We start from the raw sequence: 23,882 nt of genomic DNA on the forward strand, positions 1-23,882 counted from the left end.
CGGAATACGTGTGGGGGACTGGGTGTGCTCAGACCTCGCCGCTCAGGCGGCGGCGAAGGCGGGCCGGCACGGCGGTCCACGTCGTCCCAGGGAGTGCACGAAAAGCAGGTCGCGGCCGGCGGCCCGGCGCGGAGCCGGGCGGGGCAGCCGGTGGACCGGGGTCAGCCGGATGGCGACCGCGGCCACCGCGAGCAGCAGCGGCCGGAAAGTGGAGGCGGCGACCGCGCGCAGCAGCTGCATCAGCGCCCGCTCGCCCCGGCGCAGCCAGGCGGCGGCGAGCAGGCCCACGCCGACGTGTGCGGCGAGCAGCAGCCAGGCGGCCGCCGGACTGGCGTGTGCGAGCAGCGCCTCGGGTCGGCCCTGGCCGGTCATCTGAGCCAGCGGGGTGCCGACGGGGCCGCCCTCGCACAGCACGTTGAAGCCGAACACGTGCAGGGGGCCGGCGACCGGGCCGCCGGCCCGGCCGTAGCAGGCGTGCTGGCCGGTGGTGAACACCGTGTCGGCGGCCAGTTCCAGCGGGACCAGCAGGGCCGCGATCCGGCCGAAGCCGCGCTCGCGGCCCGCCAGCGCATACGCGGTGACGAACACGCCGGCGCAGACCGCCAGCACCGTCGCCGCCGGCAGCGGGGCCCGGGACAGCAGCACGTGCGACGCGGTGCTGAGCGTCACGACGACAGCCGTGAACAGCGCCGCGCGCACGGCTCTGAGCTGGGTCCCGGATATGTCCATAGCGAAAGAACAGTCTGACACGTGGGCGGTTAAGAGACCCCTAAAGGATGCCTGTGAGTGCGCGAAGGTCACAGCCCCGGAATCCGGCCGTTGCGGAACAGGTCGACGAAGATCTGGTGGTCGGCACGCGCGCGTGCGCCGTAGCTGTGCGCGAAGTCCACCAGCAGGGGCGCGAAGCCCTCCTCGTCGGCCGCGAGCGCCGCGTCGATCGCCCGCTCGGTGGAGAACGGCACCAGGGACTCGCCGGAGGTGTCGTCCGCCGCCGAGTGCATCGACGCCGTGGCCCGGCCCAGGTCGGCGACGACCTGCGCGATCTCCTCCGGGTCGTCGATGTCGCTCCAGTCCAGGTCGACGGCGTACGGCGAGACCTCGGCCACCAGCTGGCCCGCGCCGTCCAGCTCGGTCCAGCCCAGCCACGGGTCGGCGTGCGCCTGCAGGGCGCGCTGGGAGATCACCGTGCGGTGACCCTCGTGCTGGAAGTAGCCGGCGATGGCCGGATCCGTGATGTGCCGGGAGACGGCCGGGGTCTGGGCCTGCTTGATGTAGATCACGACGTCGTTCTCCAGGGCGTCGCTGTGGCCCTCCAGCAGGATGTTGTACGACGGCAGGCCCGCGGACCCTATGCCGATGCCCCGGCGGCCGACGACGTCCTTCACCCGGTAGGAGTCCGGGCGGGCCAGGGAGGAGTCCGGGAGCGTCTCCAGATAGCCGTCGAAGGCCGCGAGGACCTTGTAGCGGGTGGCCGCGTCCAGCTCGATGGAGCCGCCGCCCGGCGCGAAGCGGCGCTCGAAGTCGCGGATCCCGGTCATCGACTCCAGCAGCTCGAAGCGGGTCAGCGAACGGGCGGCCCGCAGGGCGCCCAGCAGCGGGCCCTCGGCGGTGTCCAGGGTGAAGGGCGGCACCTCGTCGCTCTTCGCGCCCGTGGCCAGGGCGTGGATGCGCTCGCGGTAGGCGGCCGCGTAGATCGTCACCAGCTCGGTGATCTGCTCGTCGCTGAGCGCCTTCGCGTACCCGATGAGCGCGATCGACGCCGAGAAGCGCTTCAGGTCCCAGGTGAACGGGCCGACGTAGGCCTCGTCGAAGTCGTTGACGTTGAAGACCAGGCGGCCGTTGGAGTCCATGTACGTGCCGAAGTTCTCCGCGTGCAGATCGCCGTGGATCCAGACGCGCGAGGTGCGGTCGTCCAGAAATGGACCACCGCGCTTCTCGGCGTCGAGGTCGTGGTAGAAGAGGCACGCCGTGCCCCGGTAGAACGCGAAGGCCGAGGCCGCCATCTTCCGGAACTTCACGCGGAACGCGGCCGGGTCGGCGGCCAGGAGCCGGCCGAAGGCGGTGTCGAAGACGGCGAGGATCTCCTCGCCGCGCTGCTCGCCACTGAGCTGGGGGACCGACATCGCGGGGTGCCTCCTGGTGCATTGCCTGTACGACAGCGTCTCTGCCGTACCCAACGGGCGACGCCACGCGGGAGTGCCCGGTTCCCGCATGAAGGTACGCAAGGATCGGCCGCCGGTGTCAGTCCTGAGGCATAGACTTCGACGCTGACCCCGGAACCGTCCCCCCATCCGTCGCCGAGCGTTTTCGTTGGAGGCCATACCGTGTCAAAGCCGCCCTTCACGCACCTGCACGTCCACACCCAGTACTCGCTGCTGGACGGTGCCGCGCGGCTCAAGGACATGTTCAATGCCTGCAATGAGATGGGCATGACGCACATCGCCATGTCCGACCACGGCAACCTCCACGGGGCGTACGACTTCTTCCACTCCGCGCAGAAGGCCGGAATCACCCCGATCATCGGGATCGAGGCCTATGTCGCCCCCGAGTCCCGGCGCAACAAGCGCAAGATCCAGTGGGGCCAGCCGCACCAGAAGCGTGACGACGTCTCCGGCTCCGGTGGTTACACCCACAAGACGATGTGGGCCACCAACAAGACGGGGCTGCACAACCTCTTCCGGCTCTCCTCCGACGCCTACGCCGAGGGCTGGCTGCAGAAGTGGCCCCGGATGGACAAGGAGACCATCGCCCAGTGGTCCGAGGGCATCGTCGCCTCCACCGGCTGCCCCTCCGGAGAGGTCCAGACCAGGCTGCGCCTCGGTCAGTTCGACGAGGCCCTGAAGGCGGCTGCCGACTACCAGGACATCTTCGGCAAGGACCGCTACTTCATGGAGCTGATGGACCACGGCATCGAGATCGAGCACCGGGTCCGCGACGGTCTCCTGGAGATCGGCAAGAAGCTCGGCATCCCCCCGCTGGTCACCAACGACTCGCACTACACGTACGCGCACGAGGCGGGCGCCCACGACGCCCTGCTGTGCATCCAGACCGGCAAGAACCTCTCCGACCCGGACCGCTTCAAGTTCGACGGCACCGGCTACTACCTGAAGTCCACGGACGAGATGTACGCCATCGACTCCTCGGACGCCTGGCAGGAGGGCTGCGCCAACACGCTCCTCGTCGCCGAGATGGTCGACACGACCGGCATGTTCGAGAAGCGCGACCTCATGCCCAAGTTCGACATCCCGGAGGGCTTCACCGAGGTCACCTGGTTCAAGGAGGAGGTCCGCCGCGGCATGGAGCGCCGCTTCCCCGGCGGCGTCCCCGAGGACCGCCAGAAGCAGGCCGAGTACGAGATGGACGTCATCATCTCGATGGGCTTCCCCGGCTACTTCCTCGTCGTCGCCGACTTCATCATGTGGGCGAAGAACAACGGCATCGCCGTCGGCCCCGGCCGAGGCTCCGCCGCGGGCTCGATCGTCGCCTACGCCATGGGCATCACCGACCTCGACCCGATCCCGCACGGCCTGATCTTCGAGCGGTTCCTCAACCCCGAGCGCATCTCGATGCCCGATGTCGACATCGACTTCGACGAGCGCCGGCGCGTCGAGGTGATCCGGTACGTGACGGAGAAGTACGGCGCCGACAAGGTCGCCATGATCGGCACGTACGGCACCATCAAGGCCAAGAACGCGATCAAGGACTCCGCGCGCGTGCTGGGCTATCCGTACGCGATGGGCGACCGCATCACCAAGGCCATGCCCGCCGACGTCCTCGGCAAGGGCATCCCGCTCTCCGGCATCACCGACCCCAGCCACCCGCGCTACTCGGAGGCCGGCGAGGTCCGCGGGATGTACGAGAACGAGCCGGACGTGAAGAAGGTCATCGACACCGCGCGCGGTGTGGAGGGCCTGGTCCGGCAGATGGGCGTGCACGCCGCCGGCGTGATCATGTCCAGCGAGACCATCACCGAGCACGTCCCGGTGTGGGTCAGGCACACCGACGGCGTGACCATCACGCAGTGGGACTACCCGAGCTGTGAGTCGCTCGGCCTGCTGAAGATGGACTTCCTGGGCCTGCGCAACCTCACGATCATGGACGACGCGGTCAAGATGGTGAAGGCCAACAAGGGCCTCGACATCGACCTGCTGTCCCTTCCGCTGGACGACCCCACGACCTTCGAACTGCTCCAGCGCGGCGACACCCTCGGCGTCTTCCAGTTCGACGGCGGCCCCATGCGCTCGCTGCTGCGGCTGATGAAGCCCGACAACTTCGAAGACATCTCCGCCGTTTCGGCCCTGTACCGCCCGGGCCCGATGGGCATGAACTCCCACACGAACTACGCGCTGCGCAAGAACAAGCAGCAGGAGATCACGCCGATCCACAAGGATCTGGAGGAGCCCCTCAAGGAGGTCCTGGACGTCACCTACGGCCTGATCGTGTACCAGGAGCAGGTGCAGAAGGCCGCCCAGATCATCGCGGGCTACTCCCTCGGCGAGGCCGACATCCTCCGCCGCGTGATGGGCAAGAAGAAGCCCGAGGAACTGGCGAAGAACTTCACCATCTTCCAGGCCGGCGCCCGCAAGAACGGCTTCAGCGACGAGGCCATCCAGGCCCTGTGGGACGTGCTGGTCCCGTTCGCCGGCTACGCGTTCAACAAGGCCCACTCCGCCGCGTACGGCCTGGTGTCGTACTGGACCGCGTACCTGAAGGCGAACTACCCCGCCGAGTACATGGCCGCGCTGCTGACCTCCGTCAAGGACGACAAGGACAAGTCGGCGATCTACCTCAACGAGTGCCGCCGCATGGGCATCAAGGTGCTCCCGCCGAACGTCAACGAGTCGGTGCACAACTTCGCCGCCCAGGGCGACGACGTGATCCTGTTCGGCCTCGAAGCCGTGCGCAACGTCGGCACCAACGTCGTGGAGTCGATCATCAAGTGCCGCAAGGCGAAGGGGAAATACGCCTCCTTCCCCGACTACCTCGACAAGGTCGACGCGGTCGCGTGCAACAAGCGCACCACGGAATCGCTGATCAAGGCCGGCGCCTTCGACACCATGGGCCACACCCGCAAGGGGCTCACCGCGCAGTACGAGCCGATGATCGACAACGTGGTCGCGGTCAAGCGCAAGGAGGCCGAGGGACAGTTCGACCTCTTCGGCGGCATGGGCGAGGAGAGCAGCAGCGAGCCCGGCTTCGGACTCGACGTGCAGTTCACCGAGGACGAGTGGGACAAGACCTATCTGCTCGCCCAGGAGCGGGAGATGCTCGGTCTGTACGTCTCCGACCACCCCCTCTTCGGCCTCGAACACGTGCTGTCCGACAAGGCCGACGCCGGCATCGCCCAGCTGACGGGCGGCGAGCACGCCGACGGTGCCGTGGTGACGATCGGCGGCATCATCTCCGGTCTCCAGCGCAAGATGACCAAGCAGGGCAACGCCTGGGCCATCGCCACCGTCGAGGACCTCGCCGGCTCCATCGAGTGCATGTTCTTCCCCGCGACCTACCAGCTGGTGTCGACCCAACTCGTCGAGGACGCCGTGGTGTTCGTCAAGGGCCGCCTCGACAAGCGGGAGGACGTGCCCCGGCTCGTCGCCATGGAACTGATGGTCCCGGACCTGTCCAACGCGGGCACCAACGCGCCGGTGATCCTCACCATCCCGGCCACCAGAGTCACTCCGCCCATGGTCAGCCGCCTCGGTGAGATCCTCAGCCATCACAAGGGCGACAGCGAGGTCCGTATCAAGCTGCAGGGCCCGCGCAAGACCACCGTGCTGCGCCTGGACCGGCACCGGGTCAAGCCCGACCCGGCGCTCTTCGGCGACCTGAAGGTGCTGCTCGGCCCGTCCTGCCTGGCCGGCTGACGTACAGCCGACGTGCAAAGGGGCGCACCCGCCACGGGTGCGCCCCTCCTGTGTGCCTGGGCTTCAACTGCCCTTTAGTTGTGGCCGAAGCTCTTCTGCTTCTTACGAGCAACATCCGACGGGTTGCCCTGGATGTGCGACACGGGAGACTCGGGTGCCTCCTGCGACCGCTGCGCGTGCTGCTGAGACTGCTCGGTCTGGGACGCGCGGCTCTGTGGGCCACCCTGCTTGCGGTTCTTGTTCTTGGCCATGGTGATCTGCCTCCTGCGGGGGATCTAGGGGCCAGGTCCGGGACCAGATTCACATACGCTGACATCAGGCGCATGTCGGATAATTACCGTGTGTGACAGGGCTGGTGGGCGCGCGGGATCCGCAAACGCCACGCCGAAGATCGAGTTCGGGCCGTTAACCTCTGCGCCGTCGGGCAGACTCGAAGGAAGTCCGAAGCCAAGCCTCCCGGAAAGAGGGTGAGTCGCGTGGACCGCTGCATCGTCCTGGTGGACGCCGGGTACCTGCTGGGAGCAGCCGCCAGCCTCCTCGCCGGTGAGCCCTCGCGGTCGCGGATCACCGTCGACCACACCGCGCTGATCCAGGCGCTGCGCGAACGCGCCGAGACGGAGACCGAGCGCCCGCTGCTGCGCATCTACTGGTTCGACGGCGCCCCCGACCGCGTCCCCCAACCGGAGCATCGACGGCTGCGCGTGATGCCCCGCGTCACGGTCCGGCTCGGCGCCCTCACCCGCAGCGACGGACGCTGGGCGCAGAAGGGCGTCGACGCCGCCATGCACGCCGAGCTGACCGAGCTGGCCCGCAACCGCGCCTGCTCCGACGTCGTCCTCGTCACCGGCGACGGCGATCTGCTGCCCGGCATGATGGCCGCCAAGGAGCACGGCGTCGCCGTCCATCTGTGGGCCGTACAGGCCGCCGACGGCGACTACAACCAGTCCGAGGACCTGGTCGCCGAGGCCGACGAGCGGCGGGTCCTGGACCGCGCCTGGATCACCCAGGCCGTCCGCGCCAAGGAACTGACCAGCGTCTGCGCCCCGCCGCCCGTGCCGCGGCCCGAGATCGCCGCGATCCTGTCCGCGCCGCTGCCCGAGTCCGCGCTCGCCGCGGCGGCCGAGCGGCCGACCGACCAGGGCGCGCCCCCGGCGGCCGCCGCGGCGGGGAACGGCACCCAGGAGCGGGCCGCCGCCAAGGGCGTCCCCACCCCCAAGGACCTCGCCGCGCTGCGCGCCCCCGGCGCCCAGCCCGTACAGCACCCCGCGACCGCGACCCTGCGCTGGTCCTCCGACAAGGGCTGGGTGGACCGCCCGGGCGCCGTCACCGAGCCGCCCGAGGTCGCCGCCATGCCGACGCTCGCCCAGCTCACCACGGCCGAGCAGCGGTGGGCCGACCGCGAGGAGGACATCACCACGGTCGGCGGCGACCCGTACGAGGTGGGACAGGTCTTCGCCCGCCGCTGGATGTCCCGGCTCGGAGACCAGGGCCATCTGCAGAAACTCTCGCAGCTGTATCCGCGCATCCCGCACCGGATCGACGGAGAGCTGCTGCGGTACGCCGCGCGGTTCGGGCTGCTCGCCCACAAGGACGACCAGATCGACGAACACGACCGGTACGCCATTCGGGCGGGGTTCTGGCGGGAGATCGACGTACCGGCCGCGGCGGAGAGCGCGCCCGCGCCGGAGTGAGCGGCCGGGCACGCGGTGCCCGGGATGCTTACCGTTCGCGTACGGACGTGGCCCCAACGGCGAGTAAAGGGCTCCGACCCCTTAGTCTCGTCCCTTGTGAGTACGCGCGCGGCACAGGCACCTCGGCATGACGAGGTCGTACGCGTACGCGGGCTCGGCAAGACCTATCCGGCCGTGAAAGGGCGGCGCGGTACGCCCGGCACCCCCGAGGTGCGGGCCACCGACGGGGTGGCGCTGGACGTGCGGCGCGGCGAGGTCTTCGGGCTGCTCGGGCCGAACGGCGCCGGCAAGTCCACCCTCGTACGACAGCTCACCGGGCTGCTCCGGCCGGACAGCGGCAGCGTGGAGATCCTCGGGCACGACATCGTCCGGCACCCCGAACGGGCCGCGCGCCTCCTCGCCTACCTCGGTCAGGAGTCCTCCGCGCTGGACGAGCTGACCGTCTCCCTCGCCTCCGAGACCACCGGACGCCTGCGCGGCCTGGACGTGACGCGGGCGCGGGCCGAGCGGGACGCCGTACTGGAGGAGCTGGGGCTCACGCCGATCGCCGGGCGGGCGCTGAAGAAGCTGTCCGGCGGGCAGCGCCGGCTCGCCTGTCTCGCCGCCGCCCTCGTCGGCGAGCGGCCGCTGCTCGTGCTGGACGAGCCGACCACCGGCATGGACCCGGTGGCCCGGCGCGCGGTCTGGGCGGCCGTGGACCGGCGGCGCGCCGAACGCGGTACGACCGTGCTGCTGGTCACCCACAACGTCATCGAGGCCGAGACCGTGCTCGACCGGGTCGCCGTGCTCGACCAGGGGCGGGTCATCGCCTGCGACACCCCCGCCGGGCTGAAGGAGCAGGTCGCCGACGAGGTGCGGGTCGAGCTGGTGTGGCGGGAGCGGGCGCCGCTGGAGGTGCCCGAGGTCGCCGCGCTGCGCGAGCGCGCCGCGGAGTCGGGACGGCGCTGGACGCTGCGGCTCGCCCCCGAGGAGGCCCGCGCCGTGGTCGCCACCGTGACCGGCGGGGCCGCCTTCGCCGCCCTGGACGACTTCACGCTCGCCACGCCCAGCCTGGAGGACGTCTACCTCGCGCTGGGCGGCGCGGCCCGGCAGGGGCTGGTGAAGGCGTGAGCGCGGCGGCCGTGCGATGCGTATGGGTCTGCGCGACTGTCGTAGGGAGCTACGCGACCGCGGCAGGGAATGCGGTAGGGAAGAGGAGCAGCTCGACGTGAGTGTCGTACCCGCGGAGGTTCTGCCGGGCGGTTCCCCGGCCGTGCCCGAGACGGCACGGGCCGCGGCCGAACTCGGGCCGCCCGCACGGCTGTGGCCGTCGCTGGCCGCCGTCTACCGGGCACAGCTGTCCCGGGCCCGGGTGGCGCGGATCCCGCTGCTGTTCGTGGCCACCTTCCAGTCCGTCGGCATCACCGTGATGATGCGGGGCGTCGTGGACAGCGGCAGCGAGGCCGAGTCCGTGGTGGCGGGCTCGTCGGTGCTGGTCGTCGCGTATGTGGCCCTGAATCTGCTGTCGCAGTACTTCGGTCAGCTGCGGGCGAGCGGGGGCCTCGATCACTACGCCACCCTGCCGGTGCCGCCGGCCGCGGTGGTGCTGGGCGCGGCGGCGGCGTACGCCTCCTTCACCGTGCCGGGGACGCTGGTGACGGCCGTCTTCGGGTGCGTGCTGTTCGGGCTGCCGCTGTCCAACCTGTGGATCCTGGTGGCCGTGATCCCGCTCGCCGGGGCCGCGCTGTCCGGGTTGGGCGCCGCCTGCGGGCTGCTCGCGCCACGGCCCGAACTGGCCACGCTGCTCGGTCAGTTGGGCATGTCGGCGGCGCTGCTGCTGGGGGTGCTGCCGGCCGACCGGATGCCGGAGATCATCCGGCTGGCACGGGATCTGCTGCCGTCGACCTACGGTGTGGAGGCCTACGCCCGGACCTTCGGGGCCCACCCGGACTGGGCCGTCGTCCTGGTCGACCTGGGGGTGTGCGCGGGTGTCGGGGTGGTCTCGCTGGCCGTGGCGACCTGGGCGTACCGCCGGGCGGCCGTCCGGTGACGCGGCGCACAGCGCGACCTGGCACGATGTCAGGATGACCGCACCGCTGACTCCGCCACCGCCACCGCACGACGACTCCCCGCACCAGGTCTGGCAGGCGTCGCCGCCTGCCGGGGCGCAGGAGGGGGGCAGCTATGAACAGGACGGCCCCGGGATGAAGACCGAACTGCGGGAGGCCGCCGTGATCACGGTGGCCGTGGCCTTGGGCGGGGTGCTGCTGGGGCTGCTGTGGTGGTGGCTGGCGCCGCATGTGCCGCTGGTCGGCGACCAGGTCGACAAGAACTGGGTCGTCTACCTCAAGGACAGCGAAGGGGAACAGGCGATAGGCGTGGACGGTACGTTCACCCTGCTGGGGCTCGCCTTCGGGGTCGTCAGCGCGGTGGTGGTCTTTCTGCTGCGGCGGCGTGGGGGCGTGCCGGTCGTGGTGGCGCTGGGGCTCGGCGCGCTGCTCGGCTCGGTGCTGGCGTGGCGGCTGGGGGTGTGGCTGGGTCCCGAGTCCGACGTGCTCGCGCATGCGAAGGCGGTGGGCAAGGGGGTTGCCTTCTCCGCGCCGTTGAAGCTTTCGGCGAAGGGGGCGCTGCTGGCCTGGCCGTTGGGCGCGCTGGTGGTCCACCTCGGGCTCACGGCGCTGTTCGGACCCCGGGACCCCGAGCCCGAGCTGCCGTATCCGCACCAGGCGTAGCCGCCGCCCGTCAGCCGCTGCGGGCAGGCGTCCGTCGTCAGCCTCGCCCGATGGGTGCCAGTACGGCGCTCGTCAGCTGTGCCAGGTCTCCCGGGGACAATTCCACCTCCAGGCCCCGGCGCCCCGCCGACACGCAGATCGTCTCGTGCGCCTTCGCCGAGTCGTCCAGGACGGTCGGCAGCCTCTTGCGCTGGCCGAGCGGCGAGATGCCGCCCCGCACATACCCGGTGGTCCGCTCCGCCAGGGCCGGGTCCGCCATCGTCGCTCGTTTGCCGCCCACCGCCGCTGCCAGGGCCTTCAGGTCCAGGGAGCCGGAGACCGGGACCACGGCCACGGTCAGGGCGCCGTCGACGTCGGCCACCAGGGTCTTGAAGACGCGGTCGGGGGAGACGCCCATGGCCTCCGCGGCCTCCTCGCCGTAGGAGGGGTGGGCGGGGTCGTGGTCGTAGGCGTGGACCGTGAAATCCACGCCGGCCGATGCGAGGGCGACCGTCGCGGGGGTGCCCCCGGACTGCTGTTTCTTCGGCTTCTTCGCCATCCGTCTTCCTCAGCCGTCGTTCTCAGCCGTCGTTCTCAGCCGTCGTTCTCAGCCGTCGTTCTCAGTTCAGGCTCGTCGGCGCCCGGGTCAGCTCGAACGCGGGCAGCGACGGCAGACTACGGATGATCGCCGTCTCGGCGCGAAGGAGTTTCAGCTCGTCACGGAGCCGGGACGCGGTGTCGGGCGCCTGCAGCAGCCGCTGCTTGGTCGGGGTGTCGTGCACCATCGCCGCCGCCACCAGGTAGGAGACCACCGAGGGGTCGTCCGGCAGGTCCGCGCCCGTCGACAGCGAGCGCTCGCGGGCGCCCGCCAGGCGCTTCTGGTACTGGCGGAAGGAGCGCAGCACCCCCTCGGCCAGTGCGCCCGCCTCGTCGCCCGGCTCCTCCGGCAGTTCCTCCAGCTCCGCCGTCAGGAACGGTCCGGACGCGTCGACGGAGACCAGCCGTACCCGGGTCGTGCCCGTCGCCAGCACCTCGAACGTGCCGTCGGCCCGCTCCCGGATGGTCGCCGCGTCCGCCACACAGCCCACCCCGTGGAAGGACTTGAGCGGCTCCGGGCCGAAGCCCGCGGCCGGTCCCCGTGCGGGCTGGGCCGTGGGATCCGGCATGCCGGGGGCGCTCGGTGCCACCTCGTGGCCGTCGCGGATGGCCACGACGGCGAACCGGCGCGGCTCGTCCTCCGGTGTCTTGAGCAGCTCGCGCATCATCGCGCGATAGCGCTCCTCGAAGATGTTCAACGGCAGCACGAGCCCCGGGAACAGCACCGTGTTCAGCGGGAAGAGCGGGAGACGGGCGGTGGTCACGACGCCTCAGCCTAGTGGTCGTCGGCGCGGGCGTGTCCGCCATGCCCGCCGAGCAGGGCCGGGGACCAGGTCAGCAGACCCGCGGGGACCGGCCCGGGACCGGCCGTCAGCAGGTGCTCGCGCAGCTGCAGGAAGTGGCCGAGCGGGTCGTCGGAGAACCGGTCCCACGGAAAGGAGGTGGCGTACGGGCCGATCAGGCGCAGCTGCGCGCGGGCGTCCTCCCAGCGGTCCAGGCGGAGCAGGACGTACAGGAGCTTGTTGCGGATCTCGGCGGGCCACGGGTCGGCCACCGGGAAACGGGCGGACAGCGCGAGCGCCCGGTCGGCGGCGGCGTCCAGCCGGGCGCGCGGGACCTCGGGGCCGCAGCCGTCGGTCAGAAAGCCGAGGGCCGCCCGGGCCGGCAGGGCCTGTACGAGCGAGTCGGCCGGGGCGTCCTGCGCGGCCCGGTCGGCGAAGTCGAGGCACTCGCGGTGCGAGGCACGGGGGGTGTGCGGGGTGTCTCCCCACAGGACACAGCAGGCGTCGGCCAGATAGCGCAGCGCGGCCACATGGCAGCCGTAGTGGTGCGGGGCGCGCCGGACGGCCGCCGCCCACAGTTCCTCGAAGTACCGGTGACCGGCCCGCGAGCCGCGCGCGTGGTCCAGCGCGATCCGCCAGGGCACCGGGTCGCGGTCGTCGGCGCGGGCGGCGGCGGTGATGAGGGGGCTCACCTCGCGCAGCAGCTCGGCGCGGGCCGGCGAGGGCCATACGCGGTCCACCGCCAGCTGCGCCCCGACCAGCAGGGCACCGGGGTCCTGCGGGGCGGTCGTGCGCCAGGCCTCGAACCACTCGGGGCGCGAGCAGGCGAACGCGGCCAGGCGCCGTACGTACCGGTCGTGGTTCTCCCAGGCCGCCGCGGCGCGGGTGGCGGCCAGCAGGCAGGCCGCGGCCTCGTGATCGCCCCGGCCGGCCGCGACCAGCGCGGGCGAGAGCCGGTCGTCGGGCGCGTCGAGCACGGCCTCGTCCCCGGCCACGGACCGGCCGGGGACGAGGTGTGCGGAGCGTTTGGTCATCCGCGTGGGGCGGATGAACGAGGGCAGCGAAGCCATGGTGCCGACCATTGAAAGGCCCAGGTCGGCAGCGCGCCAGAGGCTTCGGGTAAGTCGCGGAAAGTTGTACGGCCATGGGTCAAGGCCCGGTAAAAGGTGACTGTTCGGCTTTTGTGCGGCGACAGCGCGGAAAACGCGATCTCTGGGCAAAAACGGGGCAGTTGCGCCCCATCAGCCCCGCCGGAGCAACCGCGTCGCCCCCGCCGCCACCGTCGTCGCCAGGATCCAGCCGATCAGGATCATCGCGGCCGCCAGCCACTGCCAGACGCCGCGCAGCTGCCACTGGCCGGTCTGGCCCAGGTCGATCACCGGCAGCAGCAGGTCCAGGGTGAACAGGGCCGGGCTCCAGTACGGATGGCCGTCATGGTTCATCGGCGGATGGTCCGCGTGCGCGAACGCCAGCGTCCCCGCCGCCCACAGCACCGCCATCCACACCGCGGCCCGGCCCGGCCGGTAGCCGTAGGCCACCGTCCAGTCCTGGACGTACCCCCAGAACTTGCCGGCCAGCGGCAGCGTCTCGCGGCGCCGGCGCTGCTTGGCGAGCAGCACCTCGCGCGCGTCCTCGTCCTCCCCGGCCGCCCGCAGCACCGCCGCCAGCCGCTCGTACGGCTCCGGGGCGTACTCGGCGGTGGCCGCCGCCACCCAGTCCAGCCGGCCGGTCAGCGGGAACGGGCCGCGCGGGACGAGGTTCTCGTACACGAAGCCGCCCATGTGCAGATTGCCGGGGCCGGGCCAGCTCGCCGCCCGGTCCACCAGGCTGACGATCCGCGCGCCGGACAGCACCACCTTGCCGCGCTGCGACATGTCCCCGAGGAAGCGCAGCTCCGAGGCGTGCACCCGGCGCAGCGACAGCTCCTGGTCGTCGCCGAGGGTGAACCGGGCCCGCTCGCAGTCGACGGCGTCCCCGAACCGCCCGTCGTCCAGGCGCAGCCCGCCCCGGCACTCGAAGCGCTGGATCCGCGTCCCGCGCGCCGGGGTCGTGCCGCTCAGCAGCGGGCTGCCCACGCCGGCCGGGGTGAGATACAGGGTGCGCTCGACCGTCAGCTGGGGTGCGTTCAGGGCGTAGCGGGAGTACGGGTTGTCCAGCATCGCGCCGCGCAGACTGAGCGACACGCCGACCTTGGCGCCGCGCAGCCGCAGCTCGCCGTGCGACTCCAGCATCTCCGCCTGCAGGTCCTGGCCGACGGTCAGGCCGTCCCCGGCGATCGAGCGCCCGCTGCGGTCCCGGTACACGACCGCCTGGTTGAGCATGAGATCGGTGCCGATGTGCGCGTCGGTCAGCCGCACCCCGTTCTGGAAGCGGCAGCGCGCCAGATGCAGATCGCCCTCGGTGTGCACCCGGGCCGCCTCCAGCCGGGGCACCGCGCAGTCCACCATCCGCAGCGTCGTGAACCGGGCCTCCGGCAGCAGCACCTGGTCGTCGAAGCGGCAGCCGCGCAGCTCGACGTACGGCCGCACCGCGCCGCCGGCGAGGTCCAGCGTGCCGGTGATCCGCACGCCGGTCAGCTTCAGCGAGGACACCCGGCCCGCGAGCGCGGGCGGGCCGTCCAGCAGCAGCCAGGCCACGATCCGGGCCCGCACCGCGCGCTCCGGGCCCCAGGGGTGGCCGCCGTGCGGATCGTCCACGACGGTGTCGCCGCTGCTCAGGTCGTACACACTGCCGTTGCGGAAGGCCTGCCACATGCCCGCCTCGGCCGCGGTCAGCTCGTCCGGCAGGTCCCCGGTGCCGACACCGGCCCCCTCGGTCACCGCTGTTCCTTCTCCTCCGCTGGTCAGGGGTCTCGTACAACCGTTCATGCCCGCTCAGTGACTGCTGGAACACTAGAGGTGAAGGAGATCTTCCGAGTTCGGCCACGTTCTGTATCAGCCATTGATACGCGCCGACGATTCGAGACGGCGGTCTGCCAGAATTGAGACCGTGATCTCCCGAATCGATCTGCGCGGCGACGCCCTTCCCGAGGGCCCCGCCCTGCGCGACCTGCTGCCCCGAGCCGACTTCGACGTCTCGGCCGCCCTGGAGAAGGTGCGTCCGATCTGCGAGGCCGTGCATCATCGGGGCGACGCGGCGCTGATCGACTTCGCCGAGAAGTTCGACGGAGTACGGCTGGAATCCGTCCGTGTGCCGGCCCAGGCGCTCACCGACGCGCTGGCGGCCCTCGACCCGGCCGTGCGCGCCGCGCTGGAGGAGTCCATCCGCCGCGCCCGCCTGGTCCACCGCGAGCAGCGCCGCGCCACGCACACCACCCAGGTGGTGCCCGGCGGCTCCGTGACCGAGAAGTGGGTGCCGGTCGAGCGCGTCGGGCTGTACGCGCCGGGCGGCCGCTCCGTCTACCCCTCGTCCGTGATCATGAACGCCGTACCGGCGCAGGAGGCCGGCGTCGAGTCGATCGCGCTCGCCAGCCCGCCGCAGGCCCCCGCTTTTGAAAATGATCCAGCCGGCGGGCTGCCGCACCCGACGATCCTCGCCGCGTGCGCGCTGCTCGGCGTGGACGAGGTCTACGCGGCGGGCGGCGCCACGGCCGTCGCGATGTTCGCGTACGGCACCGAGTCCTGCCCGCCCGCCACCATGGTCACCGGCCCGGGCAACATCTGGGTCGCGGCCGCCAAGCGCTTCTTCACCGGCAGGATCGGCATCGACGCCGAGGCCGGTCCGACCGAGATCGCGATCCTGGCCGACGACACCGCCGACCCGGTGCACGTCGCCTCGGACCTGATCAGCCAGGCCGAGCACGACCCGCTCGCGGCGGCCATTCTGGTCACCGACTCCGTCGAGCTGGCGGACGCGGTGGAGAAGGAGCTGGAGCCGCAGGTCGCGGCGACCAAGCACATCGAGGACCGGATCGTGCCCGCGCTGAAGGGCCGGCAGTCCGCGATCGTCCTCGTGGACGGCCTGGAGGAGGGCCTGCGGGTGGTCGACGCGTACGGCGCCGAGCACCTGGAGATCCAGACCGCCGACGCGGCCGCCGTGGCCGACCGGGTGCGCAACGCGGGCGCGATCTTCATCGGCCCCTGGGCCCCCGTGTCGCTCGGCGACTACGCGGCCGGGTCCAACCACGTCCTGCCCACCGGTGGCTGCGCCTGCCACTCCTCGGGCCTGTCCGTCCAGTCCTTCCTGCGCGGCATCCACATCGTGGACTACACGAAGGACGCGCTCGCCGACGTCGCCCACCACGTGGTGACGCTGGCGGAGGCGGAGGACCTGCCGGCGCACGGCGCCGCGATCAAGGCACGGTTCGGTTGGAAGGTACCCGAGAGCAAGTGACCCGCATCGACGATCTCCCCGTACGGGACGAGCTGCGTGGCAAGTCCCCTTACGGCGCGCCCCAGTTGGACGTCCCCGTACGGCTGAACACGAACGAGAACCCCTACCCGCTGCCCGAGCCGCTCGTGGAGCGGATCACGGAGCGGGTGCGGGAGGCCGCCCGCGACCTGAACCGCTACCCCGACCGGGACGCGGTCCAGCTCCGCACCGAGCTGGCCAAGTACCTCACGAAGACCGGCAGGTACCCCCTCGGCATCGAGAACGTATGGGCCGCCAACGGCTCCAACGAGGTCATCCAGCAGCTGCTGCAGACCTTCGGCGGGCCGGGCCGCACGGCGATCGGCTTCGAGCCGTCGTACTCGATGCACGCGCTCATCGCGCGCGGGACGGGCACCGGCTGGATCTCGGGCCCGCGGAACGAGGACTTCACGATCGACCTCGCGGCGGCCGTCGAGGCGATCGCCGAGCACAAGCCCGACGTCGTCTTCGTCACCACCCCCAACAACCCCACGGGCAACGCGGTTCCGCCCGAGACGGTCCTCGCGCTGTACGAGGCGGCGCAGGCGGCCAAGCCGTCGATGGTGATCGTGGACGAGGCCTACATCGAGTTCAGCCACGGCGACTCGCTGCTGCCGCTGCTGGAAGGCCGGCCCCACCTGGTCGTCTCCCGCACGATGTCGAAGGCCTTCGGCGCGGCGGGCCTGCGCCTCGGCTATCTCGCCGCCGACCCGGCGGTCGTGGACGCCGTCCAGCTCGTGAGGCTGCCGTACCACCTGTCGGCGATCACCCAGGCCACCGCGCTGGCCGCCCTGGAGCACACCGACACGCTGCTGAAGTACGTCGAGCAGCTGAAGGCGGAGCGGGACCGGCTGGTCACCGAGCTGCGCGCGATCGGCTACGACGTCACCGAGTCCGACGCGAACTTCGTGCAGTTCGGCCGGTTCGCGGACTCCCACGAGGCCTGGCGGAAGATCCTCGACCGGGGCGTCCTGGTCCGGGACAACGGCGTACCGGGGTGGCTGCGGGTGTCCGCCGGCACCCCGCAGGAGAACGACGCGTTCCTCGACGCGGTCCGTGAAGTCAAGAAGGAGCTTGAGGCATGAGCCGCGTTGGACGCATAGAGCGCATCACGAAGGAGACCTCGGTCCTCGTCGAGATCGATCTCGACGGCACCGGCAGAACCGACATCGCCACCGGCGTCGGCTTCTACGACCACATGCTCGACCAGCTCGGCCGGCACGGTCTGTTCGACCTGACCGTGAAGACCGACGGCGATCTGCACATCGACTCCCACCACACCATCGAGGACACCGCCCTCGCGCTCGGCGCCGCCTTCAAGCAGGCGCTCGGCGACAAGGTGGGAATTTATCGATTCGGCAACTGCACGGTCCCGCTGGACGAGTCCCTCGCCCAGGTCACCGTCGACCTGTCCGGCCGCCCCTACCTCGTGCACACCGAGCCCGAGAACATGGCGCCGATGATCGGCGAGTACGACACCACGATGACCCGGCACATCCTGGAGTCCTTCGTCGCCCAGGCGCAGATCGCGCTGCACGTGCACGTGCCGTACGGGCGCAACGCGCACCACATCGTGGAGTGCCAGTTCAAGGCGCTGGCCCGGGCGCTGCGCTACGCCTCCGAGCGTGACCCGCGCGCGGCCGGCATCCTCCCCTCCACGAAGGGCGCGCTGTAACCCATGACCGGTCTGTCCACGATCCTGATCGTCGTCGGCCTCTTCCTGGTCGGCGGCATCATCTCCTTCGTCAAGCAGAAGATGCCCACGAGCCTCATCGTGCTGCTCTCCATCGGCGCGGCCATGTGCCTCGTCGCGGGCGTCCTGCGGCTGGGGGTGTGGAATTGAGCGCTTCCCCGAAGAAGGTCGTCGTCTTCGACTACGGCTTCGGCAACGTCCGCTCCGCCGAACGCGCCCTCGCGCGCGTGGGCGCCGATGTCGAGATCACCCGTGACTTCGACAAGGCCATGAACGCCGACGGACTGCTGGTGCCGGGCGTCGGCGCGTTCGCCGCCTGCATGCAGGGCCTGCGCGCCGCGCGCGGTGACTGGGTGATCGACCGCCGGCTGTCCGGCGGACGGCCCGTGATGGGTATCTGCGTCGGCATGCAGATCCTGTTCGCGCGCGGCATCGAGCACGGCGTGGAGGCCGAGGGCCTGGACGAGTGGCCCGGCACCGTCGAGCCGCTGCAGGCCGCGGTCGTGCCCCACATGGGCTGGAACACCGTCGACGCCCCCGCCGACTCGGAGCTGTTCGCCGGCCTCGACGCCGGCGCCCGCTTCTACTTCGTGCACTCCTACGCCGTCCACGACTGGCACCTGGAGACCAACAACCCGGTGATCGCGCCCCCCAAGGTGACCTGGTCGACGCACGGCAAGCCGTTCGTGGCCGCCGTGGAGAACGGCGCCCTGTGGGCCACCCAGTTCCACCCCGAGAAGTCCGGCGACGCCGGCGCCCAGCTCCTCACCAACTGGATCGGAACCCTGTAGACCATGGCCAAGCTCGAACTCCTCCCCGCCGTCGACGTCCGCGACGGCCAGGCCGTCCGCCTCGTGCACGGCGAGTCCGGGACCGAGACCTCCTACGGCTCCCCGCTGGAGGCCGCGCTCGCCTGGCAGCGGTCCGGCGCCGAGTGGCTGCACCTGGTCGACCTGGACGCGGCCTTCGGCACCGGCGACAACCGCGAGCTGATCGCCGAGGTGGCGAGGGCGATGGACATCAAGGTGGAGCTGTCCGGCGGCATCCGCGACGACGCCTCGCTGGCGGCCGCCCTGGCCACCGGCTGCACCCGCGTCAACCTCGGCACCGCCGCCCTGGAGACCCCCGAGTGGGTCGCCAGGGTCATCGCCGAGCACGGCGACAAGATCGCGGTCGGCCTGGACGTGCGCGGCACCACCCTGCGCGGCCGCGGCTGGACCCGCGACGGCGGCGACCTCTACGAGACGCTGGAGCGCCTCGACAAGGAGGGCTGCGCCCGCTACGTCGTCACCGACATCGCCAAGGACGGCACGCTGCAGGGCCCGAACCTTCAGCTGCTGAGGGACGTCTGCGCGGCGACGGACCGCCCGGTCGTGGCCTCCGGCGGCGTGTCGTCCCTGGACGACCTCCGCGCCATCGCCGAGCTGGTACCCCTCGGTGTCGAGGGATCCATCGTCGGGAAGGCCCTGTACGCGAAGGCGTTCACCCTGGAAGAGGCCTTGGAGGCTGTGTCGTCATGACGTCCGGAGCCGTGCGGCGCGTGCAGAGCGGAAGCCCCTGGGAAGAGAGTTTCGGCTTCGCACGGGCCGTCGCGGCGGGGGACCGGGTGTCCGTCGGGGGCACCACGTCCTTCAAGGGCACGGTGCTGTACGGCGAGGGCGACCCGTACGAGCAGACCAAGGTCGCCTTCGGCAACGCCCTGGAAGCGCTGAAGGAGTTCGGGCTCGGCATCGAGTCCGTGATCCGTACGCGTATGTATCTGAGCCATGTGCGCGACGTCGACGAGGCAGGACGGGCCCACAAGGAGCTGTTCGACTCCGTGCGCCCCTGTACGACCCTGCTGGTGGTCGAGGGCTTCGTCGATCCGCGCATCCTGGTCGAAGTAGAGCTTGAAGCATTCAGAGGAGCCTGAACAGTCATGACCCTGGCGGTCCGAGTCATCCCCTGCCTGGACGTGGACAACGGCCGGGTCGTCAAGGGCGTCAACTTCCAGAACCTGCGCGACGCGGGCGACCCCGTCGAGATGGCGAAGGTGTACGACGCCGAGGGCGCCGACGAGCTGACGTTCCTGGACATCACCGCGTCCTCGGGCAACCGGGAGACGACGTACGACGTGGTGCGCCGCACCGCGGAGCAGGTGTTCATCCCGCTGACGGTCGGCGGCGGCGTCCGTACGGCCGAGGACGTGGACAAGCTGCTGCGGGCGGGCGCGGACAAGGTGGGCGTGAACACGGCCGCGATCGCCCGCCCCGACCTGATCCGTGAGATCGCCGAGCGCTTCGGCCGCCAGGTGCTGGTCCTGTCGGTCGACGCCCGCCGCACAGAGTCGGGCTCCTTCGAGGTCACCACGCACGGCGGCCGCAAGGGCACCGGCATCGACGCGGTGGAGTGGGCGCACCGGGCCGCCGAGCTGGGCGCCGGCGAGATCCTGCTGAACTCCATGGACGCCGACGGCACCAAGGACGGCTACGACCTGGAGATGATCGCCGCCGTCCGGGGGCACGTCACCGTCCCGGTCATCGCCTCGGGCGGCGCCGGCAAGCTGGCCGACTTCCCCCCGGCCGTCGCGGCGGGCGCGGACGCGGTGCTGGCCGCGTCGGTGTTCCACTTCGGGGATCTGCGGATCGGCGAGGTGAAGCAGACGCTGCGGGAGGCGGGACACCCCGTCCGCTAGCGCGTACACCGGCCCCGGCGGGCTGCCGCCGGGGCCTCTTCACCGCCAGATGCGAAAGAGAAGTTGCGCAAAATCTGTTGTGCAATTTTCCTTTCGCATCTAGGGTCGAGCCATGTCGGAAAAGGAGAGGGACCGCCGGATCACGGACGTGGGCACGCTGAAGGCCCTCGCGCATCCGCTGCGGGCGCAGCTGTACCGGGCCCTGACCATCGCTCGTACCGCGACCGCGTCGCAGCTCGCCGAGCAGGTGGACGAGGCCGTCTCACTGGTCAGCTACCACCTGCGCAAACTGGCCGAGCACGGGCTGATCGAGGAGGCGGAGCCGCAGAGCGGGGACGGCCGGGAGCGCTGGTGGCAGCCGGCCTCCGACGGCGTGAGCATCCGCGACGAGGACTTCCGGGACGCCCCGGAGAAGGCGGCCGCGCACACCGCCGCCAGCAGGCTGTTCTTCGAGCAGCGAGCCGACCTGTACCGGCGCTTCCTCGACGAGCGGGCCCACTGGGGCGCGCAGTGGAACGACGCCGCGGAGTCCTCCGAGGCGGTGCTGCGGCTGACGGCGGGTGAACTGGCCCAGCTGAACAAGGAGTTGCTCGCTCTCGTCCGCAGGTACGACGAGCGGGGCCGGGCCGCCGAGACCGCCGGCGACACCGAGGGCCGCGAGAACGTCGCGGTGCACACGTACGGCTTCCCGTTCCGGACCTGAGAGGACCCCCCGTGACCGCCACGCTGACCACGCCGCCGGCCACCGTCCCCGCCCACCGCGACCCCGACGTCCGGCGCTGGCTCGCCGCCTACACCTCCTCGATGCTGGGCGACAACGTCTACTACATCGCCCTGTCCTGGGCTGCCGTCCGGTCCGGGACCCCGGCGCAGGTCGGGCTCGTGATGTCGGCGAGTGCGCTGCCCCGGGCCGTGCTGATGCTGGGCGGGGGAGTCGTCGCCGACCGGTTCGGGCCGCGCCGGGTCGTCATCGGCAGCGACGCCGTACGCTGCGCGGCCGTTCTCGCGGTGGCCGCCCTGCTGTTCCTCACCAGCCCCGGGCTGGTGCCGCTCGCCCTGCTGGCGTTGGTCTTCGGCGCGGTCGACGCCGTCTTCGTGCCCGCCGTGGGCGCTCTGCCGGCCCGTCTCACCGGGAAGGACCAGCTCGGCCGGGTCCAGGGCATGCGGGGTCTCGCCATCCGCTTCGCCGCCGTCGCGGGCGCCCCGCTCGGCGGGCTCGGGGTGGCGACGGGCGGAGCGTGTGCCGCGTTCGCCCTCGCGGGGCTGCTCATCGCCGTCTCCGTGCCGCTGCTGCTCTCCGTACGGGTCCGGGACCTGCCGAAGGAGCCCGGGGCGGCGGCGGGCACCGCGTGGAGCGACCTCCGCGCCGGCCTGCGCCACATCCGCCGCCATCGCGTCCTCGCCCCGCTGATGCTGGCCATCGCCCTAGGTGACCTCGGCTTCGTCGGTCCGCTCAACGTCGGTCTGACCCTGCTGTCCGACCGGCGCGGCTGGGGCGCCTCCGGCATGGGCTGGGTGCTCGCCGGGTTCGGTGTGGGAGCGGGAGCCGCCTCGCTGCTGCTGGCCGTCCGGGGGCGGCTGGCCCGCGCCGGACTCGTCGCCGGGTGGACGATCATCGTGGGCTCGGTGGCCGTCGGTGCCCTCGCCTACGCCCCCACGCTCGTCGCCGCCGTCGGCACGGCCGTGCTCGTCGGCCTGCTCACCGGGCTCAGCGGGGCGATGTGCGGCGCGCTGCTGCAGACCCTGACCGGCCCCGCCTACCTCGGCCGGGTCACCGCCGTCTCCAGCCTGATCAGCCTCGGCCTCACCCCGCTGAGCATGCCGTTCGCGGCCGCCGCCATCGGGGCCTGGGGGCTCGCGCCGGTCTACGTCGTCAGCGCCGCCGTCTGCGGCCTCGGCGGGGTCGTCGCCCTCGCCGTACCGGCACTGCGCCGTGCGGAACTTCCCGGCTGACCGCGCCCCGCACCCGCGGCCTCACCCCTTCGGCTGAACCAACTGCACCAGATTGCCGCAGGTGTCGTCGAACACCGCCGCCAGCACCGGCCCCTGCTCCTGCGGCTCGTGCGTGAACCTGACACCCCGGCCGGTCAGCCGCGCGTACTCCGCCCCGAGATCCTCCACCGAGAAGACGATGCAGGGGATGCCCGACTCGTACAGCGCCCGGCGGTACGGCTCGGCGATGGGGCCCTCGCCCGGCTCCAGCAGCAGCTGGAGATCGGGCTGGGCGCCCCGCGGAGCCCCGACCGTGACGAAGAGCGTGCCGCCGCCGAGATCCATGTGGGTACGGGTCTCGAAGCCGAGGACATCCGTGTAGAAGGCGTGCGCCCGCGCCACGTCGTCCACGTACACACCGGTCATCGCGACCTTGATCACGGCACGGCCCCTCTCGGACGCTCGACCGCTGGGATCAGATCCCCAGCTGTTTGGAGTCGTGCAGCTTGCTGATCGCGTCCGCCTCGCCGTCCACCTCCACCGCGGCCGCGTCCTGTCGGCCGAACGCGAACATCAGCAGCTCCGACGGCTCGCCGGTCACCGTCACCACCGGTGCGCCCCGGTGCGCCACCGCCGTCTGCCCGTCCGGACGGCGCAGCACCAGACCCGTCGGCACCCCCCGGGCCACCAGCCGCGCGGTGCGCTCCAGCCGGGACCACAGGGCGTCCTGGAAGACCGGGTCCAGCTCGCGCGGGCTCCAGTCCGGCTGGGCCCGGCGGACGTCCTCGGTGTGGACGTAGAACTCGACGACGTTGGCCGCCTCGTCGACCTGCTTGAGCTGGAACGGCGAGAAGCGCGGCGGGCCGGTACGGATCAGCTGGATCAGCTCCTCGTACGGCTTCGCGGTGTACTCGGCCATCACCTTCTCCAGGCGCGGCACGAGCTGCTTGATCAGCGTGCCGCCGGCCGCGTCCGGACGGCGCTCGCGCACGATCACATGCGCGGCCAGGTCCCGGGTCCGCCAGCCCTCGCAGAGGGTCTCGGCATCCGGACCGACGGTTTCCAAGAGGTCGGCGAGCAGCAGCCGTTCACGCTGGGCGAAGGTCGACATGGAGTCAGCCTACGACCCGCCGCCCGGTCCGCGCAGTGGACACGGCACCGGCACTGTCGTACCCGCGCGGCACAATGGCACTCATGACCAGTACGACCGGGACGCCCCGGGCCAGCAGCCTCGACCCGGAGATCGCCGCCCGCCTCAAGCGCAGCGCCGACGGCCTCCTCCCCGCCATCGCCCAGCAGTACGACACCGGTGAGGTGCTCATGCTCGGCTGGATGGACGACGAGGCGCTGCACCGCACGCTGACCACCGGCCGCTGCACCTACTGGTCGCGCAGCCGCCGGGAGTACTGGGTCAAGGGCGACACCTCCGGCCACTTCCAGTGGGTGAAGTCCGTCGCCCTCGACTGCGACGCGGACACCGTGCTCGTCAAGGTCGACCAGGTGGGCGCGGCCTGCCACACCGGGGCGCGCACATGCTTCGACGAGGACGTGCTCCTCGACGTGCTCCTCAAGGACGCCGGTTCCGCCGCCCAGAGCGCGGATCAGTAAG

The 23,882-nt window shown here is 71.4% G+C and carries 25 protein-coding genes; 16 read left to right on the forward strand and 9 right to left on the reverse strand.

Translation table 11 applies throughout. From position 1 onward, the window contains the following. Positions 1-42: 42 nt before the first annotated feature. Positions 43-729: a hypothetical protein gene (locus AB5L52_RS32115; protein WP_369367360.1), complete on the reverse strand. Its 687-nt coding sequence runs from the start codon at positions 727-729 to the stop codon at positions 43-45. 68 nt (positions 730-797) lie between these two features. After that, positions 798-2,123, reverse strand: coding sequence for a DUF2252 domain-containing protein (locus tag AB5L52_RS32120; protein WP_369367361.1), 1,326 nt, complete (start codon positions 2,121-2,123; stop codon positions 798-800). A 201-nt stretch (positions 2,124-2,324) separates the two neighbouring features. Here AB5L52_RS32120 and dnaE point away from each other — a divergent pair, with 201 nt between their 5' ends. Further along, the gene (gene dnaE, locus AB5L52_RS32125) at positions 2,325-5,864 is read left to right on the forward strand and encodes a DNA polymerase III subunit alpha (RefSeq protein WP_351567842.1); all 3,540 of its coding nucleotides are present in this window, start codon (positions 2,325-2,327) and stop codon (positions 5,862-5,864) included. Between the two features lie 74 nt (positions 5,865-5,938). Here dnaE and AB5L52_RS32130 read toward each other — a convergent pair whose 3' ends face one another. Next, positions 5,939-6,115 carry a hypothetical protein gene (locus AB5L52_RS32130; protein WP_351017948.1) on the reverse strand — a complete coding sequence of 59 codons (177 nt, stop codon included), beginning with the start codon at positions 6,113-6,115 and terminating at the stop codon, positions 5,939-5,941. Between the two features lie 225 nt (positions 6,116-6,340). On the opposite strand from AB5L52_RS32130, the gene AB5L52_RS32135 reads away from it, so the two are divergent. From AB5L52_RS32135 to AB5L52_RS32150, 4 genes are all read left to right on the forward strand, one after another. Next, positions 6,341-7,555 carry an NYN domain-containing protein gene (locus AB5L52_RS32135; RefSeq protein ID WP_351567846.1) on the forward strand — a complete coding sequence of 405 codons (1,215 nt, stop codon included), beginning with the start codon at positions 6,341-6,343 and terminating at the stop codon, positions 7,553-7,555. A gap of 96 nt (positions 7,556-7,651) precedes the next feature. After that, positions 7,652-8,665 carry an ABC transporter ATP-binding protein gene (locus AB5L52_RS32140; RefSeq protein ID WP_369367362.1) on the forward strand — a complete coding sequence of 338 codons (1,014 nt, stop codon included), beginning with the start codon at positions 7,652-7,654 and terminating at the stop codon, positions 8,663-8,665. A gap of 97 nt (positions 8,666-8,762) precedes the next feature. Beyond that, the gene (locus tag AB5L52_RS32145; RefSeq protein WP_351567852.1) at positions 8,763-9,584 is read left to right on the forward strand and encodes an ABC transporter permease; all 822 of its coding nucleotides are present in this window, start codon (positions 8,763-8,765) and stop codon (positions 9,582-9,584) included. 34 nt (positions 9,585-9,618) lie between these two features. Beyond that, complete coding sequence (locus tag AB5L52_RS32150) at positions 9,619-10,266, forward strand: AAA family ATPase (RefSeq protein WP_369367363.1); 648 nt, start codon at positions 9,619-9,621, stop codon at positions 10,264-10,266. 37 nt (positions 10,267-10,303) lie between these two features. On the opposite strand, the gene ybaK is transcribed toward AB5L52_RS32150, so the two are convergent. From ybaK to AB5L52_RS32170, 4 genes are all read right to left on the reverse strand, one after another. Next, positions 10,304-10,804 carry a Cys-tRNA(Pro) deacylase gene (gene ybaK / locus AB5L52_RS32155; RefSeq protein ID WP_351567858.1) on the reverse strand — a complete coding sequence of 167 codons (501 nt, stop codon included), beginning with the start codon at positions 10,802-10,804 and terminating at the stop codon, positions 10,304-10,306. A gap of 61 nt (positions 10,805-10,865) precedes the next feature. After that, entirely contained in the window at positions 10,866-11,606 is a 741-nt protein-coding gene (locus tag AB5L52_RS32160) for an LON peptidase substrate-binding domain-containing protein (protein ID WP_351017931.1), read from the reverse strand. A gap of 11 nt (positions 11,607-11,617) precedes the next feature. Beyond that, positions 11,618-12,706, reverse strand: a complete 1,089-nt coding sequence (locus AB5L52_RS32165; RefSeq protein ID WP_369367364.1) for a hypothetical protein — start codon at positions 12,704-12,706, stop codon at positions 11,618-11,620. 159 nt (positions 12,707-12,865) lie between these two features. Then, complete coding sequence (locus tag AB5L52_RS32170; protein WP_351017926.1) at positions 12,866-14,443, reverse strand: oxidoreductase; 1,578 nt, start codon at positions 14,441-14,443, stop codon at positions 12,866-12,868. A gap of 169 nt (positions 14,444-14,612) precedes the next feature. Between AB5L52_RS32170 and hisD the strand changes: the two genes are divergently transcribed. The 10 genes from hisD (at position 14,613) to AB5L52_RS32220 (ending at position 22,294) form a co-directional block, all read left to right on the forward strand. Continuing rightward, on the forward strand, positions 14,613-15,956 hold the full coding sequence (gene hisD / locus AB5L52_RS32175) for a histidinol dehydrogenase (protein WP_369367365.1): 1,344 nt from the start codon (positions 14,613-14,615) through the stop codon (positions 15,954-15,956). Continuing rightward, positions 15,953-17,059, forward strand: coding sequence for a histidinol-phosphate transaminase (locus AB5L52_RS32180; protein ID WP_369367366.1), 1,107 nt, complete (start codon positions 15,953-15,955; stop codon positions 17,057-17,059). Before hisD ends, AB5L52_RS32180 begins: the two co-directional genes overlap by 4 nt. After that, a complete protein-coding gene (hisB, locus tag AB5L52_RS32185) occupies positions 17,056-17,649 on the forward strand; it encodes an imidazoleglycerol-phosphate dehydratase HisB (protein WP_351017917.1) in 594 nt (197 codons plus the stop codon). The genes AB5L52_RS32180 and hisB overlap by 4 nt, the downstream gene beginning before the upstream one ends. A gap of 3 nt (positions 17,650-17,652) precedes the next feature. After that, the gene (locus AB5L52_RS32190; protein ID WP_369367367.1) at positions 17,653-17,817 is read left to right on the forward strand and encodes a hypothetical protein; all 165 of its coding nucleotides are present in this window, start codon (positions 17,653-17,655) and stop codon (positions 17,815-17,817) included. After that, positions 17,808-18,458 (forward strand): imidazole glycerol phosphate synthase subunit HisH, encoded by a 651-nt coding sequence (gene hisH / locus AB5L52_RS32195; protein WP_351017913.1) that lies wholly within the window; start codon positions 17,808-17,810, stop codon positions 18,456-18,458. The genes AB5L52_RS32190 and hisH overlap by 10 nt, the downstream gene beginning before the upstream one ends. A gap of 3 nt (positions 18,459-18,461) precedes the next feature. Continuing rightward, positions 18,462-19,187, forward strand: a complete 726-nt coding sequence (priA, locus tag AB5L52_RS32200) for a bifunctional 1-(5-phosphoribosyl)-5-((5-phosphoribosylamino)methylideneamino)imidazole-4-carboxamide isomerase/phosphoribosylanthranilate isomerase PriA (protein ID WP_351017910.1) — start codon at positions 18,462-18,464, stop codon at positions 19,185-19,187. After that, positions 19,184-19,579 (forward strand): RidA family protein, encoded by a 396-nt coding sequence (locus AB5L52_RS32205; RefSeq protein WP_351017907.1) that lies wholly within the window; start codon positions 19,184-19,186, stop codon positions 19,577-19,579. Before priA ends, AB5L52_RS32205 begins: the two co-directional genes overlap by 4 nt. 6 nt (positions 19,580-19,585) lie before the next feature. Then, positions 19,586-20,341, forward strand: coding sequence for an imidazole glycerol phosphate synthase subunit HisF (hisF, locus tag AB5L52_RS32210; protein ID WP_351017904.1), 756 nt, complete (start codon positions 19,586-19,588; stop codon positions 20,339-20,341). Positions 20,342-20,453: 112 nt separating this feature from the next. After that, the gene (locus AB5L52_RS32215; protein ID WP_369367368.1) at positions 20,454-21,044 is read left to right on the forward strand and encodes an ArsR/SmtB family transcription factor; all 591 of its coding nucleotides are present in this window, start codon (positions 20,454-20,456) and stop codon (positions 21,042-21,044) included. An 11-nt stretch (positions 21,045-21,055) separates the two neighbouring features. Next, positions 21,056-22,294: an MFS transporter gene (locus tag AB5L52_RS32220; RefSeq protein ID WP_351017898.1), complete on the forward strand. Its 1,239-nt coding sequence runs from the start codon at positions 21,056-21,058 to the stop codon at positions 22,292-22,294. A gap of 21 nt (positions 22,295-22,315) precedes the next feature. On the opposite strand, the gene AB5L52_RS32225 is transcribed toward AB5L52_RS32220, so the two are convergent. Together AB5L52_RS32225 and AB5L52_RS32230 are read right to left on the reverse strand one after the other, a co-directional pair. Next, positions 22,316-22,714: a VOC family protein gene (locus tag AB5L52_RS32225; RefSeq protein WP_351567883.1), complete on the reverse strand. Its 399-nt coding sequence runs from the start codon at positions 22,712-22,714 to the stop codon at positions 22,316-22,318. A gap of 34 nt (positions 22,715-22,748) precedes the next feature. Beyond that, a complete protein-coding gene (locus AB5L52_RS32230) occupies positions 22,749-23,384 on the reverse strand; it encodes a TIGR03085 family metal-binding protein (RefSeq protein WP_351017892.1) in 636 nt (211 codons plus the stop codon). Between the two features lie 83 nt (positions 23,385-23,467). On the opposite strand from AB5L52_RS32230, the gene hisI reads away from it, so the two are divergent. Next, the gene (gene hisI, locus AB5L52_RS32235; RefSeq protein ID WP_351017889.1) at positions 23,468-23,881 is read left to right on the forward strand and encodes a phosphoribosyl-AMP cyclohydrolase; all 414 of its coding nucleotides are present in this window, start codon (positions 23,468-23,470) and stop codon (positions 23,879-23,881) included. The last annotated feature ends 1 nt before the right edge of the window (position 23,882 follow it).

It is taken from the genome of Streptomyces sp. CG4, assembly GCF_041080655.1.
Classification (GTDB): Bacteria; Actinomycetota; Actinomycetes; order Streptomycetales; family Streptomycetaceae; genus Streptomyces.

Coding starts and splice junctions, on each gene's coding strand:
- hisI (WP_351017889.1), top strand. CDS start 23,468: ATGACCAGTACGACCGGGACGCCCCGGGCCAGCAGCCTCGACCCGGAG.
- AB5L52_RS32150 (WP_369367363.1), top strand. CDS start 9,619: ATGACCGCACCGCTGACTCCGCCACCGCCACCGCACGACGACTCCCCG.
- priA (WP_351017910.1), top strand. CDS start 18,462: ATGGCCAAGCTCGAACTCCTCCCCGCCGTCGACGTCCGCGACGGCCAG.
- ybaK (WP_351567858.1), bottom strand. CDS start 10,804: ATGGCGAAGAAGCCGAAGAAACAGCAGTCCGGGGGCACCCCCGCGACG.
- AB5L52_RS32115 (WP_369367360.1), bottom strand. CDS start 729: ATGGACATATCCGGGACCCAGCTCAGAGCCGTGCGCGCGGCGCTGTTC.
- AB5L52_RS32120 (WP_369367361.1), bottom strand. CDS start 2,123: ATGTCGGTCCCCCAGCTCAGTGGCGAGCAGCGCGGCGAGGAGATCCTC.
- AB5L52_RS32205 (WP_351017907.1), top strand. CDS start 19,184: ATGACGTCCGGAGCCGTGCGGCGCGTGCAGAGCGGAAGCCCCTGGGAA.
- hisF (WP_351017904.1), top strand. CDS start 19,586: ATGACCCTGGCGGTCCGAGTCATCCCCTGCCTGGACGTGGACAACGGC.
- AB5L52_RS32165 (WP_369367364.1), bottom strand. CDS start 12,706: ATGGTCGGCACCATGGCTTCGCTGCCCTCGTTCATCCGCCCCACGCGG.
- AB5L52_RS32215 (WP_369367368.1), top strand. CDS start 20,454: ATGTCGGAAAAGGAGAGGGACCGCCGGATCACGGACGTGGGCACGCTG.
- hisB (WP_351017917.1), top strand. CDS start 17,056: ATGAGCCGCGTTGGACGCATAGAGCGCATCACGAAGGAGACCTCGGTC.
- AB5L52_RS32230 (WP_351017892.1), bottom strand. CDS start 23,384: ATGTCGACCTTCGCCCAGCGTGAACGGCTGCTGCTCGCCGACCTCTTG.
- AB5L52_RS32130 (WP_351017948.1), bottom strand. CDS start 6,115: ATGGCCAAGAACAAGAACCGCAAGCAGGGTGGCCCACAGAGCCGCGCG.
- AB5L52_RS32190 (WP_369367367.1), top strand. CDS start 17,653: ATGACCGGTCTGTCCACGATCCTGATCGTCGTCGGCCTCTTCCTGGTC.